General features: G+C 42.9%; 15 protein-coding genes. 11 read left to right on the forward strand and 4 right to left on the reverse strand.

Annotation, left to right across the window (positions count from 1 at the left end; all coding sequences use genetic code 11):
• Positions 1 to 36: 36 nt before the first annotated feature.
• The gene (locus AC3CHU_RS18815; RefSeq protein WP_488526181.1) at positions 37 to 969 is read left to right on the forward strand and encodes a hypothetical protein; all 933 of its coding nucleotides are present in this window, start codon (positions 37 to 39) and stop codon (positions 967 to 969) included.
• Positions 970 to 1009: 40 nt separating this feature from the next.
• On the opposite strand, the gene AC3CHU_RS18820 is transcribed toward AC3CHU_RS18815, so the two are convergent.
• Positions 1010 to 2392, reverse strand: a complete 1383-nt coding sequence (locus AC3CHU_RS18820; protein WP_241906890.1) for a DNA cytosine methyltransferase — start codon at positions 2390 to 2392, stop codon at positions 1010 to 1012.
• 52 nt (positions 2393 to 2444) lie between these two features.
• Between AC3CHU_RS18820 and AC3CHU_RS18825 the strand changes: the two genes are divergently transcribed.
• Genes AC3CHU_RS18825 through AC3CHU_RS18845 form a run of 5 tightly spaced genes read left to right on the forward strand, consistent with a single transcriptional unit; the run spans position 2445 to position 10072 of the window.
• Positions 2445 to 4295, forward strand: a complete 1851-nt coding sequence (locus tag AC3CHU_RS18825; protein ID WP_488526182.1) for a DEAD/DEAH box helicase — start codon at positions 2445 to 2447, stop codon at positions 4293 to 4295.
• Entirely contained in the window at positions 4292 to 5887 is a 1596-nt protein-coding gene (locus tag AC3CHU_RS18830) for an ATP-binding protein (RefSeq protein ID WP_488526183.1), read from the forward strand. Before AC3CHU_RS18825 ends, AC3CHU_RS18830 begins: the two co-directional genes overlap by 4 nt.
• On the forward strand, positions 5884 to 6807 hold the full coding sequence (locus AC3CHU_RS18835; protein WP_102385229.1) for a hypothetical protein: 924 nt from the start codon (positions 5884 to 5886) through the stop codon (positions 6805 to 6807). The genes AC3CHU_RS18830 and AC3CHU_RS18835 overlap by 4 nt, the downstream gene beginning before the upstream one ends.
• A gap of 54 nt (positions 6808 to 6861) precedes the next feature.
• Complete coding sequence (locus AC3CHU_RS18840; protein ID WP_488526184.1) at positions 6862 to 8808, forward strand: AAA family ATPase; 1947 nt, start codon at positions 6862 to 6864, stop codon at positions 8806 to 8808.
• On the forward strand, positions 8795 to 10072 hold the full coding sequence (locus AC3CHU_RS18845) for an LlaJI family restriction endonuclease (protein ID WP_488526185.1): 1278 nt from the start codon (positions 8795 to 8797) through the stop codon (positions 10070 to 10072). Before AC3CHU_RS18840 ends, AC3CHU_RS18845 begins: the two co-directional genes overlap by 14 nt.
• 113 nt (positions 10073 to 10185) lie before the next feature.
• Here AC3CHU_RS18845 and AC3CHU_RS18850 read toward each other — a convergent pair whose 3' ends face one another.
• From AC3CHU_RS18850 to AC3CHU_RS18860, 3 genes are all read right to left on the reverse strand, one after another.
• Positions 10186 to 11310 carry an alkene reductase gene (locus tag AC3CHU_RS18850; RefSeq protein WP_488526186.1) on the reverse strand — a complete coding sequence of 375 codons (1125 nt, stop codon included), beginning with the start codon at positions 11308 to 11310 and terminating at the stop codon, positions 10186 to 10188.
• A gap of 84 nt (positions 11311 to 11394) precedes the next feature.
• The gene (locus AC3CHU_RS18855) at positions 11395 to 12603 is read right to left on the reverse strand and encodes an MFS transporter (RefSeq protein ID WP_474356937.1); all 1209 of its coding nucleotides are present in this window, start codon (positions 12601 to 12603) and stop codon (positions 11395 to 11397) included.
• Between the two features lie 106 nt (positions 12604 to 12709).
• Positions 12710 to 13393, reverse strand: a complete 684-nt coding sequence (locus tag AC3CHU_RS18860) for an SDR family oxidoreductase (protein WP_488526187.1) — start codon at positions 13391 to 13393, stop codon at positions 12710 to 12712.
• A gap of 143 nt (positions 13394 to 13536) precedes the next feature.
• Between AC3CHU_RS18860 and AC3CHU_RS18865 the strand changes: the two genes are divergently transcribed.
• The 5 genes from AC3CHU_RS18865 (at position 13537) to AC3CHU_RS18885 (ending at position 17397) form a co-directional block, all read left to right on the forward strand.
• Entirely contained in the window at positions 13537 to 14466 is a 930-nt protein-coding gene (locus AC3CHU_RS18865) for a LysR family transcriptional regulator (RefSeq protein ID WP_488526188.1), read from the forward strand.
• Between the two features lie 132 nt (positions 14467 to 14598).
• Positions 14599 to 14991, forward strand: a complete 393-nt coding sequence (locus tag AC3CHU_RS18870) for a GFA family protein (RefSeq protein WP_017070209.1) — start codon at positions 14599 to 14601, stop codon at positions 14989 to 14991.
• 28 nt (positions 14992 to 15019) lie between these two features.
• Positions 15020 to 15487, forward strand: a complete 468-nt coding sequence (locus AC3CHU_RS18875; RefSeq protein ID WP_171327592.1) for an OsmC family protein — start codon at positions 15020 to 15022, stop codon at positions 15485 to 15487.
• 122 nt (positions 15488 to 15609) lie between these two features.
• On the forward strand, positions 15610 to 16842 hold the full coding sequence (locus AC3CHU_RS18880) for a MalY/PatB family protein (protein ID WP_488526189.1): 1233 nt from the start codon (positions 15610 to 15612) through the stop codon (positions 16840 to 16842).
• 210 nt (positions 16843 to 17052) lie between these two features.
• Entirely contained in the window at positions 17053 to 17397 is a 345-nt protein-coding gene (locus AC3CHU_RS18885; protein WP_488526190.1) for a ribosome recycling factor family protein, read from the forward strand.
• Positions 17398 to 17420: the final 23 nt, after the last annotated feature.

A 17420-nucleotide genomic window follows, 5' to 3' on the forward strand; every position in this document is an offset into this window, starting at 1 on the left:
AGATATTAAGGTTTTGATTTTTTATGGGTTTTTAAGATGGACCGTTCTCAATTTGACTCGATTAGTGTACTCCAACCTTTTCCTACTCAGGTGCAATTTGTCCAATTAGTGGACCGCCTTCAGGATAAAGTTGAGTTGTCTCAATTGTACCTAGAAATATGTACGGAGGTTAGTAGTGATTTCTTTTATGACTGTGATCTCTGCGATGGGCATTCTGATCCTAACCTGTCTAGAAAACGCATTAAGACCAAAATTTTGGCTAAAGTCCCTCAGTTAGCTCTTTTCTTAAAAAATATTCACCCAGGAGCGGCTCATCAAGTAGAAGCCCTCTCGGTTCTTCGTCGAGAAGTTGTAGACTTTTCAAATATATCGGACTTTAAAAGAGATCTTAGATCAAGGCATGAGGAGCGTTGGACTAGGTTGCAGAAAGAAGATCAAGGAAATAACGAAGCTCAGGGAGGAGTATCTGTCCTTGGTTCTCTATCTGAAGAACTGCTTAAACGTGCGATAGAAACAGTCTCAACGAGTCCAGATATTTTTCAAACCAATCAAGATGACACTAGGTCCTATGGGGACTTTGTACTAATGTCTTTGCCTAATAATCTTTGGTTTTCTGTGAAATCAGGGTATTCGAGAGAACGCCTTCTTGCATCAGGCTTCTCCAATGATCTAGTCGGTGTTGGTTTTTTCGAGGAACCGTCAGAGTTTACATCTCAGTACAAAGTTAGAAACTTTAAAAAGGCAGGCTTTCTGGCTATTTATCTACCAGATGTTGCCGTGACAGAGGAACAGCATAATGAAAATACATCTACTTATGCAGAAGTTTGTGCTTTTTATAACCAGTCGGGTGGGGCTGGACCCCTTAATATCAATGGAACAGGTTTTTTCCGACCGTTATCAGAGTTAGGTGACGATATTAAAGCTCTACTAGAGCAAGACCTTCAAAGAAGAAGTACTTTAAATTTTTAATGAAGAATAAGCCCCAATTAGGGGCTTATTTTCAAGGGACTTAATTAGCTTGACGTTTACCACCCATCAACTGGTCGGCGGCTGATAGTGTGCTAACCATTTGTTTAGCTACAGCATGTATTACATTCATGCAAACTGAGTTGCCAAACTGTTGATATACTTGGTTTTGCGAAACGGCATCAACCTTAAAGCTCTCAGGAAAACCTTGTAACCTAGCGCACTCACGTGGTGTTAGCTTGCGTGGGTTTTTATTGAGGTGAGCTTGGTCAATTAATATCTCTGAACCGTCTTTATAGTATCGAGCACTGATGGTATTCGTGTACTCACTCTCTGCATTGAAAAGTGAATAACCAAACCCGTTGCCTTTGGTCTTATGTCCTTCCTTTCGCTTTTGATGTCCTTCCCATAGTCTATCTGAAATAGTAAAACGGTCTTTACCATGCTCAGAATAATCTGCAGCCAATTCCTCTGGCGTTTGTAGGATGTCTCCAACACGTGTTGGTGTCTTTGGTGGTTCAGGCCAATTGAACATATCGTCGAAATTTACGCCTGGGAACTGGTCCTTATCAAAACCAATAATGAATACTCGTTCTCGGTTCTGAGGTGCACCAAAGTCACCTGCTCGTAGTACGCGTACATCAACCCAGTAGTTCAACTCATCTTGCAACGCTCGTCGTGCTTCTTCACTCATAGGCACATCTTCTGGGATCTGTTGTTCATGCTCCCCTTGTAAGATATCCATAATCGTTTTTAGTGTTCGACCTTTGTCATGCCCTCTGAGCTGTTTGACGTTTTCAAGTAAAAAAGCTTTGGGCCTCTTCACAGCCAAAATCTTCTGGACCTCAAAGAACATCGTCCCTCGTGTATCACTAAATCCTTGTTTTAGACCAGCTTGAGAGAAGGCTTGACATGGAAAACCACCTAAAAGGATTTCATGATCATCGATCTCTTCAGCTGAGATCTTGGTGATATCACCATTTGGCATGTCGCCATAGTTAGCTAAGTAAGTTTTTTGGGCGAATTTATCCCATTCTGAGGTGAAAACACAATGACCGCCTAACTGCTGAAATGGGTAGCGGATACCACCAATACCAGCAAAAAGATCGATAAAACGAAAGCTTGCGTCTTCTATTTTTCCTTGTTTTAAAGGGGCATTATCGTAGAACCTTTTCATTTCATCTTCTAGGTCGATAATTTTACCCCACTTTAGAGGTGAAGGTTTATGCTCTCCAGCTTCCCAACCACGAATTGTTCGTTCGCCGTCTTTGCCTAGGCCTATCAAATTTGCTAGCTCGCGCTGCCCTAAACCAAGTCTATCTCTTAACTCTTTGATATAATGGGAGGTATTCAATTTGTGCACCATATTTCTCAATTGATATCCGGTTTTTGCCCCGGTGATAGTGTGCACTGTATATTTAGACATACATAATTGCAAGTGGTTATCCGGTTTTTAACCCTGTAAACAGGAAGTGAGAATGGCTTATATAATTAAAAATGGGATGGTTGAGCACAATGGTGTTTTTTTGGAAGCTGAACACCTATTTAAGCTGGGGAGAATATCAGCCAACTCTGACGGTGTTGAGGTTGGGTTAGTTATTTCTAAGCGCCCGGCTCAAATCCATTTTAAATTTGAAACAGAACCTGCCCCTAATTTTGTTTTGTTTTTTCGTGGAAAACCATTAGATAAAGAACAAACACATTCGTTGGTTAAGTATGGCTACTTCATATCTGATGGTAAAAGAGTGCATTTTGTTAGCTCCCGCATCAATGAGCACCTAGCTATCGCTTTTGGTGACTTACCGCTACCTAAGTTGATGAAACTTCTTCGTTCCTTACATTTAGAAGCGTTGATTGATGAGTTCCCAGCTCACTTAATTGAAATGCTGAGAGATAATCAGAAGAAACAAGCTCATCATGAAAAGCTATTCGTGCAATCGTTGTATCCGTATCAAGAAGAAGGGGTCAACTGGCTAAGTTTTTGTGCTGAAAACGGCGTGGGAACTATTCTTGCCGATGATATGGGGCTAGGAAAGACAGCCCAAGTGATTGCGCTGTGTTGCGATGTCTTAGAGAAGAATCCTAACAGTAAAATTTTAATCGTCGTTCCAAACCCTTTACTCGATAACTGGGTTAGAGAGTTCCAGTTTTTTGCTCCAAGTATTGTTCCATACCTTCATTATGGAAAACATCGTCGTGGTGTCGCTTCCGCTTTTGATGAACATAATGTCGTGGTTACTCCTTACACGACGATGTCTTCAGACATTACTATGTTTGAAGACATGTATTTTGACCTCGCTCTGTTTGACGAGGCGAGTATGTTAAAAAACCCTAAATCGAGCCGTTCCATGTCTGCTCGTCGGTTGAATATTGGTGTAACCGTCGCTATGTCTGGAACTCCTGTAGAAAACAGTTTGATGGATGCATGGGCCTTAACGGACCTAGTATTTGAAGGCTTTTTGGGGGCGCAAGATAGCTTTAAGAGTCGATATGTTCATTCTGATTTGTCTGAGACACTCAATAAGAATTTAGAAGAGCTTGAATGTAGTTTGCGTCAAATTACTTTACGCAGAATGAAAAAAGATGTGTTGGAGCAATTACCAGAAAAGCTTGATATACACACAGCCGTTTCTATGGGAGAAGTTGAAAAATCACAGTATGAATCGTTGATTGATGAGATGCAGAGAGATAATCAAAACGGCGGCGGTGGGATCCTTCCATTAATAAACAAACTCCAGCAATTTACAGCTCACCCAGCACTGATTGACTCTACAATACCTCACGAAGTTAGAGCTCTTACTAAGCATAGCGCTAAGTTCGAGTTACTTATGATCCAATTGGATAAAATTGTACAAGCTGGTGAGAAGGTTATAATTTTTGCCACTTTTCAAAAGGCGATTGATTTAATACAAGGTGTGATAAGTGAAAGGTATGGCATATTGCCAGGGGTTATTGATGGCCGAACTCCTAATGATGAGCGTCAACCTCTTATTGATACCTTCTCTTCCTCAAAAGGCTTTGACGTTTTGTTACTGCACCCTCGAACGGCAGGTATGGGGCTCAATATTACAGCCGCAACGAATGTAATTCACTACTGCCGTCAGTGGAATCCAGCACTAGAAGAGCAAGCAACGGCAAGAGCTTGGAGAAATGGTCAAAAATCTGTAGTGAACGTCTACTACATGTACTATGCGGATACGATTGAAGAAAAAATAGATGACCGAATTCGTCTGAAACAACAGCTCAGTGAGCGTGTTGTTTCAGTCACCGATGATAAAGAAACAGACAAGCAGATCATGCTTGCGTATTTGGAAACGTTAGGCTCATGAATCAAAAAATAGAACTACCAGAAGAAGATGACTTTCGTCCCTCAGCGGCCCGACTTGTCGAGAGTTTACGTGATACCGGTTATAGCAAAGAGGCTGCATTTGCCGACATCGTTGATAACTCTATTGCAGCGAATGCAACTCACATTGAAGTTGAGCTCCAATATATGTTTGGAGAGTTTAGAGTCATCATTAGTGATAATGGTGATGGCATGTCTGAAGAACAGCTTCGTAATGCAATGCGTTATGGCTCGCCACGCCGTGATAACCCTAAATCACTGGGTAAGTTCGGTATGGGGCTTAAGACCGCTTCTACTGCATTCTGTCGCCGCCTTGTCGTGCTATCTCACCAAAACGGTAGCAATGTCGGTCGAGCATGGGATATTGATAAAATTATCAGCTCAGACCGTTGGGAGTTAGAAACCCCTGATGAAGATGATTATTACGATTACTTTGATGCACTCAACGATTTTTCTGAAACTAGCGGTACCATGATCATCTGGGAGCATGTAGACCGTTTAGTGAAAACAGGCAGTGAGAAACAAGTACAGGCGCAAATTCAGTCTCTTGGTAAAGAGCTTTCTTTAGAGTTGAGCGCTGTATTCTTTAAGTTCTTAGACTCTGGTGAAGTAACAATCTCAATGAAAGTTGGAGACAACCCTGCCGTCAATTTAAAAGGGTGGGATCCTCTTTGTGCTGGTTTGAATCGCAATACAGACGGCGCACGATCTCGTATATTGAAAGAGAGGCCCGTACCAATTGAAGTTGGCAATAAAGAGCTTCACTTTACCGTTAAAGGCGGCGTTATCCCTTCTCAAAATGAACTTGATGCTGATGAGCGAGAATACGTTCGTTATAGCCTAGATAATCAAGGGCTTTACATCTATCGTGAAGGGCGCCTTATCTGGCACGATGGCTGGCCACATCGTATGTATAAGAAAGAAAGTAAGATCACTCGACTTCGAGTTGAGCTGAATTTCAGCCACGAATTGGATGATGTTTTCAGTATCGATTTTCGCAAGAGTCGAGTCATTATTCCTGTCGAAGTGAGAGAAGAACTAAAGCGCCTCATTGCTCCTTGGCGCCAAGAATTGCTGAAGGGTCAAGATCGCTTAACTTCTGCTAACACCAAGCGTGCGCACGGTCCTGCAGATAAAGCGATTGATAAACATAAAAAGCACACAAAGAACTCTGAAATTAAAGTTGATGGTGACACGGTAACAATCCGTAATCAAAATCAGATGAAGCCGACGGTGATTGAAGGCATCCGTGTATATGATGACAAAGCTGTGCGTGTACACGAAGAGGATTCATTACTTGGTGATTGCTTATGGGAACCTTCGTGTGATGAAGAGGGGAATACATGTGTCACCCTTGGTAAATCACACCCTTATTTCCACAAGATGTATAACGTCTGCAAAGATAATGTTGAGGCCATGAAAGCCTTGGATATGCTGTTGTGGAGTTTATCAAATGCTGAGCACGGTGAGTTCTCTGATGCTAACAAGCATACGTTGAATGGGTTTCGCCAAAAGGTAAGTCAAACACTACGCCATTTGAGCATTGAGTTGCCTGATGTGGAGGAAGGTGAATGAGTTACCAATATGATTTATCCGACTTCAAACGCTACTTGAATGATAAGAATCCAAAGTACCGAGTGGATGGCCTGATTTTTTGGCAGAACAGAATCCCATTACCAATTGATTTATTTAATAAAATTTTTAATGAATCTGATCACATCGTTACTGATTACGTCTATCAACTAACGGCAAGTGCAGTTGTATTTAGTAATCGCGAGTTATTTGAAAGCTCCTTTGAGGTTTCAGTGACCGACTTGCCCAAGGGGGACTTAAAGAAAAAGCATGTTGCTCTGTTAGATTGGCTCAATGAACAGTTACCAGAACGCTCTGAAATTACTCAAATGGCTTACGAAGTTGCTGATACTTTAGGACTTGATTCATTTACCTTTTCTATTGCAAAAGTTGCGGAAGCACTGCAGCACCAAGGTAAAAAATATGCTCGTATTTTTATGCCTGGGTCTGTAAAGGCACAATACGCTTTGATTCCTGGTTGTGATGATGTTGGAGCGGATAACACAGATATGTTCGGTAATATTATTGCTGACCGTTATAACATCTATCGCTCTGGTTTTAGCGATGCGCTTGCTATTATTTTCAATGCCTTATTAGAATTTCGCATCCATTGTTCTGGCCGTGGTGAACATTTAAGCAACTACAGAATAGTAGCTCCTTTGATTGAAAATATTGATATTCGGCTGGCAAAAACAAGTGATGGTTCACTCTGGGAACCAGGATATGAAGACGATCATTACGTCACGCTTAATAATGAACACCCTCTTATGCGTAACCTATCGGAAGAGCAATCAAAGCCTTTAGCGGAGTGTCTGTTTTTTATGGGTGAGTTTGAGAATAGCCAGTTTTCAGATAGCAACAAGAAGCTCATCGAAAATTTACGACAAGAGATCTCACGCAGCCTTTGGATCAAGCACGATTAACCTCTACACAGCTACCTGCGGGTAGCTGTGATTGAACGTAGGGATAAGAAAGTTATGCTTTCAAAAATAAACACTGTCGGTGAATGGTATAAGAGTGAGCCGGATTCAAGCTGGCACTTTGATGAAATTTTGTTTACAAAAGAGGTTAAGAGTGCTTTTAGTAATCTCAACTTAGATCTTGAGTTCTTTAAACATTCAGCTCGAATTAAGATCACAACAAATAAAAACCACTGTTATATTCCTAGCCATTATTTTCTATATGCACTAAAGATCCAACCTTTAGTTTCTCTGCTTAGTAACTACATGGCTGTCTTTGATCAAGTAAAAAGTTCGGTAAAGACAGCAGTTGATTTTCATAATTTAATTAATAGCTCTTCACCATCAAACCCAATATTAACCTCGTTAGATCCTTATAGCCGAGATAATTTTTTAAATGCATTCCGCTTGAAAGCTAATCGATTAGGTGGGAAAGATATTATTAACGATGATAAAACTAAAGGGAAAAAATATCGTTCACAAGATGATTTTATGACCTCTATCCTGCTGAAAGCGTTGCCTGTCCCAGATGCAAGCTCCGGTGTACTTGGTGATTTGCTTTATGCGTTCTCCAAATCTCCATCAGCTTACCAAGCTCTTATGGATAACTACTCTCCAGCTATTCCATACCTCTTTAGGTCAACAAGTGGCGATGAGTTGATGTTTAGGATCTTATCGACACTTGGATGGCAAGATAAATTGGATGCTGAATTAACCCCATCCTCATCAGGGTTTGCTGATTGGGGAGCAATAGATAAAGCATTCTTGTTTAGACCTACCTCTATATTGGGTCACGCAGAATATGTTGAAGAGCCGATTCACTATCATTTACCTTCACACCAGTATGTATATGTTAAAAAAGGCTTACTTGATACTGGTGAATTAAGAGCAAGTGTCTCTGAGCTTATCTCTAAGCTGTGGAGTAACATGTCTATTCAGAAAGATGATGAGGTGTTTTTCTTTAAGTCTTTTCTTCGCTTTGACTTGAAAGCCCCTGCATTTACCGGTGCGAGCAATAAAATCTTTTATGGTGCGCCTGGAACAGGTAAGAGCCATCACATTCATAATGTAGAGTGTGAAGGTGCTAATAAAATCGTGACGGTTTTTCACCCTGACACTCAGTACAGTGACTTTGTTGGTGCCCTTAAACCTAACATGGCAACAGATGAAAACGGAAAACCCTACGTTGCTTACCAATTCCGACCAGGGCCGTTTACTAAAGCACTAATAGAAGCGAAATCTCACCCGTCTAAACATGTCTGCTTAGTAATTGAAGAGTTGAACCGAGCACCGGCAGCTGCTGTCTTTGGGGAGCTATTCCAACTATTGGATAGAGAGGATGATGGTGAAAGTACTTACAAGATTGATGCGTCAGACCCTGACATGTTGTCTTACATCAACCAATCTCTTGATAAGGTCGGTATAGCAAACATTAAACAGTTGGAAATACCGGCTAACCTTTCCTTATTAGCCACGATGAACAGTAGTGATCAGGCAGTAATGCCTTTAGATACAGCATTCAAACGACGCTGGCGTTTCAAGTTTATTGATATTGATTTTTCTCATGTCGATGTCCCAAACTACGACTTTCACTTATCAACTCAAAGTGGTGTATATAGAATTTCTTGGCCAAAGTTTGCTTCAATCATTAATGATGTATTGATTGAAGCTCACGTTGCTGAAGATCGCCTACTAGGTCCTTTCTTTGTGAAAAAAGATGAAATAGAAACAGCTGAATCGGCAAAAGAAACCCTTAGCAGTAAAGTGTTTGTTTATCTTTGGGATGATGTACTTCGTCATTTAGGGCATACAAAAATTTTCTCTTCTAAATATAAAACGTTCGGTAAATTATCAAGCGAATTCAAAAAAAATATGGCTGTATTTAATTTGTTAATTGAAGAGAAAATTGAAAAGGAAGGCCGAAAAATTGAGGTGGCTGAGGCACCAGAAAATGCAGTTGAATAATATATTGTACTTATCTGATCGTAGTTTCCTTGAAGACCCATCGATTCCTCGAAGCGTATTGGATGAGTTACAAAATCAGGGGCTGATTGCCCCTGATATGAGGAGGATACATTTTTGTGGAGTAGTGCGTTACAGCGATGGCATAGCTGTTTTTTTACCGCGTAACCATCTTGCATCAATAGAAGATGGTGGCATTGCTGGCTATTATCTGGTCCAAGCTCTACTAAAATATTATCAAGATAAAGATAGTGGCATTTATGCTCAAGAGAACGGTACTGAAGTGATAGGTGGTCGTGCCTTATCTTTAGCGATCTCGCTCATTGATGACTATCGATCGAATGGCTTATATGTACGTCGAGTGAAAGAGAATACAGTTAATTCTGGGAAAGTTAATTGGTCGCGTACTATTGCACGTAGTTCATCATATCCGGCTAATAGTGGATCTGTTTATTTGGAATTACACTCATCTCGTGCTAAGTACCTTACACACTGTGAAACAGCGAAGATACATGCAGAGGTTGTCAAAGAATTACTATCAGATTATGGATCTTTATGGTTTGGTACTTTTTCTCATTCCGACCTGAAAGTGGAGTCTCTTGTTAGTTCCATTGGGAGTACTGAAGCCAAACTCTTATATCTTGAACAGCAATTGCAGCTTAGTTATTCTGAAAGAGATATGTTTTTGATAAAAGCCCTAATCAAATATCTTAGAGTAAAAAAGGGCAATGAGGTTAATTGTGTATTAATTGGTGTGCGTAAATTTCACAACTTATGGGAGTCAATGCTCGATCAGTGTTTGATTGGTAAATATCCAGTAAATAGCAAGTTACCTGTTCCTATCTACCAGACGAATGAAGGTGATTTTATTACCGTAGCTCAAAAAGGTCAGAGGACAGATACCGTTCTGAAGCATGAACAAGAGAACAAGTTTGCAGTCGTCGACGCAAAATACTATAGCGCGACTTCACCATCGACTGCTCCGGGCTGGTCGGATTTGGTTAAACAGTTTTTCTACCAGCAGGCAATTCATGAGCTTGAAGGAAAAGATACTCCTGTATCTAATCACTTTATATTTCCAGGTAGCACGCAAAAACTAAAGTCAGCACATGTCGCAAAAAGAGGCGTTGATGTTCGTTCTGTAGATGAATGTATTCCTCGATATGCGACTATTCATTGCCACTATCAAGATCCAATCAGATTACTAGAAGTTTATGTGAAAGGTGAAAGGTTGACTCAATTAACTCAGGAAATATTCAATTCATAATAAAAAAGCCACATGACGTGGCTTTTTGTCTAACTGCGAGAGCTAGATTTACTTTAATTTGGCACGCCTAGTTTATCATAGTTTTCGAGGTTTCGCTTTTAGTGAATATTTCGTTATGAATATTCTTTTAGAACATCGTGTTGAGGCTCCGCCAGCGCTGGATAATCGATATAGCCTTTTTCGTTGCCGCCGAATAGCGTTGCGCCGTCAAGATCGGATAGTTCGTTGCCGTTTTGTAGGCGTGAAACTAGATCTGGGTTCGCAACAAATGGGCGGCCAAATGCGACGAGATCGGCGTAGCCTTTACTCAATACTTCTTCGGCACGTTCTGGTGTGTAACTGCCAGCGACGATGATGGTGTTGGAGAACAATTCTCTTAGTTCTACGCGGAAGCTTTCAGGTATCACAGGTGCGTCATCCCAATCGGCTTCTGATAGATGCAGATAAGCGATATTACGAGCTTGCAGTTCCTTTGACGCTTCTAAAATCGTTGGCACGATGTCTGGGCAGTTCATGTCTTTGAAGGTGATGAATGGGGCCAAACGCACGCCCACTTTGTCAGCACCAATCGCTTCAATCACAGCATCGACCACTTCGATTAGGAAGCGAAGTCGGTTCTCACGGCTACCGCCATAGTTGTCGGTGCGCTTGTTTGAATTGGTGCGTAGAAATTGATCGATGAGGTAGCCATTACCACCGTGGATTTCCACTCCGTTGAACCCTGCCTCGACGGTTTTCTTCGCTGAGTGAGCAAAATCTTGAACAACACGATCGATGTCTACTTGCGTCATTTCTCTTGGTTGGATGCAATCGACCATATTGCCGTTACCATTCTCATCAGAAATCCAAACTTGAGTTTCGACTGGAGCAAGTGCAGAAGGGGCAATCGGCAGTTCACCTTTTTGAAAGGTAGGGTGAGACACGCGGCCTACATGCCATAGTTGGCAGAATATCGCTGCACCTTGCTCTTTTGCTGCTGTTGTTACTGATTTCCAACCTTCGATTTGCGCATCGGTATAGACGCCGGGTGTGAATGAGTAACCTTGAGAGTCATCTGAAATTTGTGTGGCTTCAGTGATGATAAGCCCTGCACTTGCTCGTTGTTGGTAATAAGTCGCCATCATGTCGTTTGGCACGTTTCCAGGTTGGCTAGTGCGAGCGCGTGTCATGGGTGCCATAACGACACGGTTTTGCAGCTCTAGGCCTTTCAGTTCTGATGTTTCGAATAACTTGTTCATGATCTCTACCTTTATGAATTTTTAGTGCTGCGCCAATTCCAGTTTGATAATGAATTGGCACTTTGAAGTTACGGAGTTCTTAAATTATTTAGCTTCTGTTGGTGCAAATATTGAGTTGCTTTGTGGTTTCTCGTTTCGGTTAGCTTTAGCGATTAAGAACAAGCCGACGATAGGAACCACAACGGCTGCGAACGGGATCACTCCTGCGCCTAGTTGGCTATCGAGTACCATGCCGCCAAGGAAGCCACCGAAGGCATTGGCCAAGTTAAACGCTGAAATGTTGGCTGTTGCTGCTAGCTCTTGCCCTTCGCCACCGTGGTTCATTACTCGAAGCTGCATGGCAGGGACGTTGGCAAATGAAGCGATACCAAAAATGAATGCGGCTGCAACGAATAGGATTTTGTTGTCTACCACAAGGCCAACCGCAACCAATGAAGCGATCATCGCGACAGCCCAAAACATTGAAGCTTTGCCTAGGTTTTTGTCAGAAGATCGTCCGCCTAAGGTGTTACCGATGATTAAGCCAACTCCAACAACCACTAAAATCCAAGTTACTGATTCTTGACTGTAGCCAGTGATGTGCATGGCGATTGGCGCAAGGTAGCCGTAAAGCGTCATGAAGCCAGACCAAGCAAAAGCGGTGATTGCTAAGCTGAGAATGAGCATTGGGTTTTTGAATGCCATGAGCTGAGTTTTGATGTCTTTCGCTTCACTGTGACCTGTGGATTTGATTGACGTTAGGATAGAGATCATTGCAACTGTGCCAAGTGCTGCCACGGTAAAGAAAGTGGTGTGCCAGCCGAATTGCAAGCTCACCCAAGTACCTGCGGGAACGCCAAGAACGTTAGCGAGCGTTAAGCCTGCGAACATTTGGCCAACGGCTCTACCTGCCATTTTCTCAGACACTAAATTGGTCGCGACAACTGCCCCTATGCCATAGAAAGGACCTTGCACTAAGCCTGCGATAACGCGGCTTGCAAGTAGAAGTGGGTAGCTAGGAGCAAGGGCTGATAAGACATTACCGATGATGAACAGTGCCATTAAGCCAATCAGCACCATCTTCTTGTTAAAGCGAGCAAGGTAGATGGTTAAGATTGGCCCTCCGATAACGATAGCAAGCGCGTAAGCACTGATTAGGTAGCCTGCTTGACCTTCAGTGATCGAAAGCGATGTGGCGATTTGTGGGAGAATACCTGCAATCACAAACTCAGCCGTACCTATGGCAAAAGCCGCGAGTGTCAGTATCCAAACCTGAAACGGCATCTTTTCTTGTTTCATGACTTGTTGTTTCATGTTGAGTGACCTGTGTTGATATGGTTGTTAAGGGCGCTTGAATTACGCGCCCTGCCTTCAATTTTTCTGTGAGTTATACAGCCTGAAATTTTGAAAAAATCGGGAACTAGCCGAGCAGTGCACCGCCATCAATGTCGATGATCGAGCCCGTAACGTAAGGGTTATTAATCGAGAACAAGTAACCCATAGCTATCTCTGAAGGTTCACCAACCTTGCCTGCGGGTAGGTTGTTTTTGGCGTTGTCATACATGCTTGAACGAGTTGAGTCGTCCATGTTTTTGTAGGCTTCCGTCATGGTAAGGCCGGGGCTGATGGCGTTTACTCGAATCGGTGATAGTTCTTTCGCTAACACTTTAGTGACGCTTTCTAGCGCTGCATTTATCGCAGTTTTTACGTAAGTGCCAGCAACAACTTTGCGTGACAGCATGCCGGTTGTGAGTGTGATAGAACCGTTTGATGTCATGTAACGTGCAGCATGTTTAGCAACGTTTAGGCTTCCCCAGAATTTGGTGTCAAAGGCTGTTTTCGCGTCTTCGATGGCAACGTCGGTGACTTTTCCGCCCGGAGCGTATGAGCCTGCCGTTACTACCAAATGATCAAAGGCACCAATTGATTCAAAGTAATTACAAATCGATTTTTCATTGCTGATATCAACGCCGGTGTGTCGGCTTGCAATGTGTACTGTGTTGTTTTCGTTTCTCAATTGCATTGCTAATGCTTTGCCGATACCTGATGTGCCACCAATGATGACGAATGTGTGTTTTTCTTGGTTTTTAAGTTCGTTGTTCATGTTCTGAATTCCTGCGTTGTTCTGCTGATGGTTGTTATTATATTCATTCGATTAATTTTGATAATTAGCTAAAATATAAAATCATTATTCGGTTGGGCTGAATAATGAGGTTAAGTAACGGGGAATAAGCGAAAGGGCGAGAAATGGACAAATTTTCAGATATGGCAATGTTTGTGGGTATCGTGAAGCATCACGGGCTAGCAGCGGCAGGGCGTGAATTGGGCTTGTCTCCTGCGACAATGACAGCAAGGCTGCAGGCGCTTGAAGAGCGATATGGTGTGAAGCTGTTGAACCGTAGCACTCGCCATGTGTCGTTGACCGATTCAGGGGAGCTGTATTACAAGGCGTGTCTTGAGATATTAGATAACGTTAGCGAAGCAGAGAACCTGATTCAAAATGGCGTAAAAGAAGTCAAAGGTTCGCTAAAAATCGCCGCGCCAAAAGACATCGGTAAGCAGTACATATTGCCTATTTTGTCGGAGTTTTGTCAGCAATATCCCGACGTTATTCCCTACCTGTATTTGAACGACAATCTGTCGAATATCGCTGAGTCGGGAATGGATATCGTGATCCGATATGGTGAGTTGGTCGACAGCAGTTTGATATCCAGACGCTTATCACCGAGCCGACGTGTGCTGTGCGCTTCCCCAGAATACCTCGCCAAACACGGGACGCCGATCAAACCTCAAGATTTGGTTGATCATGCGTGTCTGGCGATGCTTCGCAGCAACGAAGAACTCAAAACCTGGCACTTCCAAGATCATGACATGAAGAAGGCTGTGACGGTGGTGCCTAAGCGATTCTCAGACGATGGTGAAGTGATTCGCTACTGGGCATTAAAAGGAGAGGGCATTGCGCTTAAATCGGTATTGGATGTGCAAGACGATATCAATAACCAGCGACTCGTGACGTTACTCAACGGCTACATGAAGAACTTCAATACCGCGATGTCTGTGTCCAGTGCCGACTTGAATGTGGTGTACATCAGCAAGAAATATCAGCCGAAGCGTATTCGACTGTTTTTGGATTTTCTATTTGAAAATTTTGGCGGTTTGGTTGAGAAATCAGACTAGTCAGATAAAGAAAATGCAGAAGAATCGCTCACTCGCTTATGACGGATCTCTCGAACTCAATGCCAGGTTACGGACAAGGTAAATGGTTCTCGTTAAGATAGTGCGACTACAAGGACGTGATTGGAGAGAAAAATGAAAGTAGTCGGCAACACGGTTATCCAACCTTTTCACAAAGCCACCTGCCACTGTGGTGCAGTCGAACTAGAACTCAGCCTACCTAACGGAATAGAGAAGCCACGTCGTTGTGATTGCTCTATCTGTCGTCGCAGGGGAGCGATTGTGGGCTCTGTTGCGCTAGATGGCATCAAGATCCTCAAAGGTGCGGAGCATCTTAAGCTTTATCAATTTAATACCAACACCGCGAAGCATTACTTCTGCTCAAACTGCGGTATCTATACCCACCACCAACGCCGCTCAAGCCCAAATGAATACGGTTTTAACATCGGCTGTTTGGAAGGAGTGAACCCTTTTGATATTGGTGATGTGGTGACCAACGATGGTGTGAATCACCCTGCTGATCGTTAAGTAATGAACATTAAAAAGGAACGGATCTATGTCTGAATATGGTGCGCTCATTCGCTGGCAAAAAGCGGCAGATGAAGCCTTTAGCGACAATCAATACAGCCGCGGTCATACGTGGGAGTTTGATGGCGGAGTTACTGTGCCTGCTTCATCTTCTCCTCATGTTGTGCCGCTCCCATTCTCGGTGGAAGCGAATGTTGACCCAGAAGAAGCCTTTATTGCGGCACTCTCTAGCTGTCATATGCTGACTTTTCTGGGAATCGCCGCGAAGCAGAAGTATGTAATCGACTCTTATGTGGATGATGCGATTGGTGTGCTTGAGGAAGATGAATCAGGCCGCTCATCGGTCACGAAAGTGACTCTGCGACCTGACATTGTGTTTCTAGGCACCAAACAACCAACCGCCAAACAACTCGAAAAACTGCATCACTTGGCGCACAAAAACTGCTTTATCGCGAACTCGGTAAAAACAGAGATAAAGGTCGAGATGCGAGATTGATTTAAATTAATCGCAAGATTTCTTTAAAAGCTTCGTCTTTTTGATTTTGCCGTCGTCTTAAGGGTATTCATGCAATTCAGTTGATTGCAAAAAGACCGAACACACTATTTGAGGACACCTCCATGACAGCGTTTAACAGTACATCGAATTACGGTGAAAATGCGTTTATCAAAAGCAAACCAGAGATGCTAGAGAGCATTTACAACACCACCGATGTATTCCCTTATTGGGTTGCCGATATGGATTTTCAGGTGGCGGAACCCATAACTCAAGAGTTGAACCGTTTGGTTGAGCGCGGTGTGTACTCTTATGAGTTTCATGAGCAGGCTGTATTTGAAGCGCTTTCTCAATGGTATTCAAAGCGTCATGGTTTAAACCTTTCTACAGACAAGTTTGTTCAGGTACCGGGTGTGCTTTCTGGTATTGCATTGTTACTTCGCCAATTCACTAACGAAGGCGATGGTGTGCTGATCCATACGCCGGCGTATCACCAGTTTGCTAACTTGGTGAATAAAGCAAATCGTCAGGTGGTGAAGAGCCCACTTATCAATGATGAGCAAGGTTACCGCATTGATTTCGATGGTATGGAGCAACAGATCATCGAGCAAAAAGTGAAGACGATGATTTTCTGTAATCCACACAACCCAACAGGCCGAGTGTGGACACCGCAAGAAATCGAACAGGTTATCGAGATTGCTAAGCGTCATGATGTATTGATCATCAGTGATGAGGTCCATTCAGACATTATCTTTGAAGGTCACTCTTTTACGAGCTTGACCAGCTTTGACTACGACAAGATCATTGCCTTGATTGGTTCTCCGGCGAAAACCTTCGGCATGCACAGCATCTCAAACGGCTATGTGTATACAAACAATGATGAGCTATTTGAAGCGTTCAAAACCAATGTGGTGGCGATGTATCTTGATCACGGGAATGCATTCAGCACGTTTGCAACCGTTGCGGCCTTTGAAAAAGGCGAAGAGTGGCTAGATGGCATGTTGGTGTACCTGCAAGACACGGTTAAGTGGATTACCGAGTTTGCAGAGCAGCGAATTCCTCAGTTAAAAGTCTTCCAACCGCAAGGGACTTACCAAGTGTGGTTTGATTTCTCAGGCTTAGGCTTTTCGGAAGATGAATTGAAAAACGTGGTGTTTGAGCAGGCTAAAATGGGGTTAACTCCAGGCGGTTGGTTTGGTGCTGAAAGTCCTAACTTTATGCGAATGAACATCGCAACGTCACGTGACAATATCGAGCAATCATTTACTGCTTTAGCAGACGCGATTGATGGCTTTGAACGAGGAAGTCAGGAGAGTTCAAACTGCTGTGATAGCGGAAATTCAAAAAGCTGTTGCTGATTATCCATGTTGAATTGAAAACGCTTAGCTGTTGATGCTGAGCGTTGGGCTCTAAAGAACAAAAAACCGCGAGGCTGCTTAGTGCATCACTGGCGGTTTTTTTATGTCTGTGTAATCCTACGTACGGTTTTATTGAGTGACAGTTAGAAAGTACTGAGAGATAGGTAGCGATCTCTTGAATGGTAGGAATAGATTGGTTAGCAGAGAGTTATGTTTAGCGTCCCACTGAATAGTTTTGTACATCGTGTGAGTGATAAAAGCCAAGTGATGGCGCATGCTGCAGAATGTGGATGCCAGTTGAAGCGAGTTCGTCGTTCACGCAATTGGCTGTTGGTCGCTCAAGAGCGTCAACTCGTTGAATTTAAAACGATGTTAACTCACGAAAAAGACGGTTGGATAGCAATCGCAATCGATAAAGTGCTGCCTAAACCTGTGGTGTGTTTGGCATCTCTGTTGGCCGCGACACCCTCAATGACCGTCGCTCAACTGGTGATGGAGTCTGGATGTTCAATGGCAGAAGCAAGGCGTGCCATTGATGAACATGAAGGGCTGTAGGCGTATTCGAATCGTGTGAAAAG

It is taken from the genome of Vibrio sp. QJM3NY_39, from assembly GCF_057785895.1.

Bases quoted from the DNA above. Each gene is read 5' to 3' on its own strand.
- AC3CHU_RS18815 (WP_488526181.1), top strand. From the start codon at position 37: ATGGACCGTTCTCAATTTGACTCGATTAGTGTACTCCAACCTTTTCCT.
- AC3CHU_RS18820 (WP_241906890.1), bottom strand. From the start codon at position 2,392: ATGTCTAAATATACAGTGCACACTATCACCGGGGCAAAAACCGGATAT.
- AC3CHU_RS18825 (WP_488526182.1), top strand. From the start codon at position 2,445: ATGGCTTATATAATTAAAAATGGGATGGTTGAGCACAATGGTGTTTTT.
- AC3CHU_RS18830 (WP_488526183.1), top strand. From the start codon at position 4,292: ATGAATCAAAAAATAGAACTACCAGAAGAAGATGACTTTCGTCCCTCA.
- AC3CHU_RS18835 (WP_102385229.1), top strand. From the start codon at position 5,884: ATGAGTTACCAATATGATTTATCCGACTTCAAACGCTACTTGAATGAT.
- AC3CHU_RS18840 (WP_488526184.1), top strand. From the start codon at position 6,862: ATGCTTTCAAAAATAAACACTGTCGGTGAATGGTATAAGAGTGAGCCG.
- AC3CHU_RS18845 (WP_488526185.1), top strand. From the start codon at position 8,795: ATGCAGTTGAATAATATATTGTACTTATCTGATCGTAGTTTCCTTGAA.
- AC3CHU_RS18850 (WP_488526186.1), bottom strand. From the start codon at position 11,310: ATGAACAAGTTATTCGAAACATCAGAACTGAAAGGCCTAGAGCTGCAA.
- AC3CHU_RS18855 (WP_474356937.1), bottom strand. From the start codon at position 12,603: ATGAAACAACAAGTCATGAAACAAGAAAAGATGCCGTTTCAGGTTTGG.
- AC3CHU_RS18860 (WP_488526187.1), bottom strand. From the start codon at position 13,393: ATGAACAACGAACTTAAAAACCAAGAAAAACACACATTCGTCATCATT.
- AC3CHU_RS18865 (WP_488526188.1), top strand. From the start codon at position 13,537: ATGGACAAATTTTCAGATATGGCAATGTTTGTGGGTATCGTGAAGCAT.
- AC3CHU_RS18870 (WP_017070209.1), top strand. From the start codon at position 14,599: ATGAAAGTAGTCGGCAACACGGTTATCCAACCTTTTCACAAAGCCACC.
- AC3CHU_RS18875 (WP_171327592.1), top strand. From the start codon at position 15,020: ATGTCTGAATATGGTGCGCTCATTCGCTGGCAAAAAGCGGCAGATGAA.
- AC3CHU_RS18880 (WP_488526189.1), top strand. From the start codon at position 15,610: ATGACAGCGTTTAACAGTACATCGAATTACGGTGAAAATGCGTTTATC.
- AC3CHU_RS18885 (WP_488526190.1), top strand. From the start codon at position 17,053: ATGTTTAGCGTCCCACTGAATAGTTTTGTACATCGTGTGAGTGATAAA.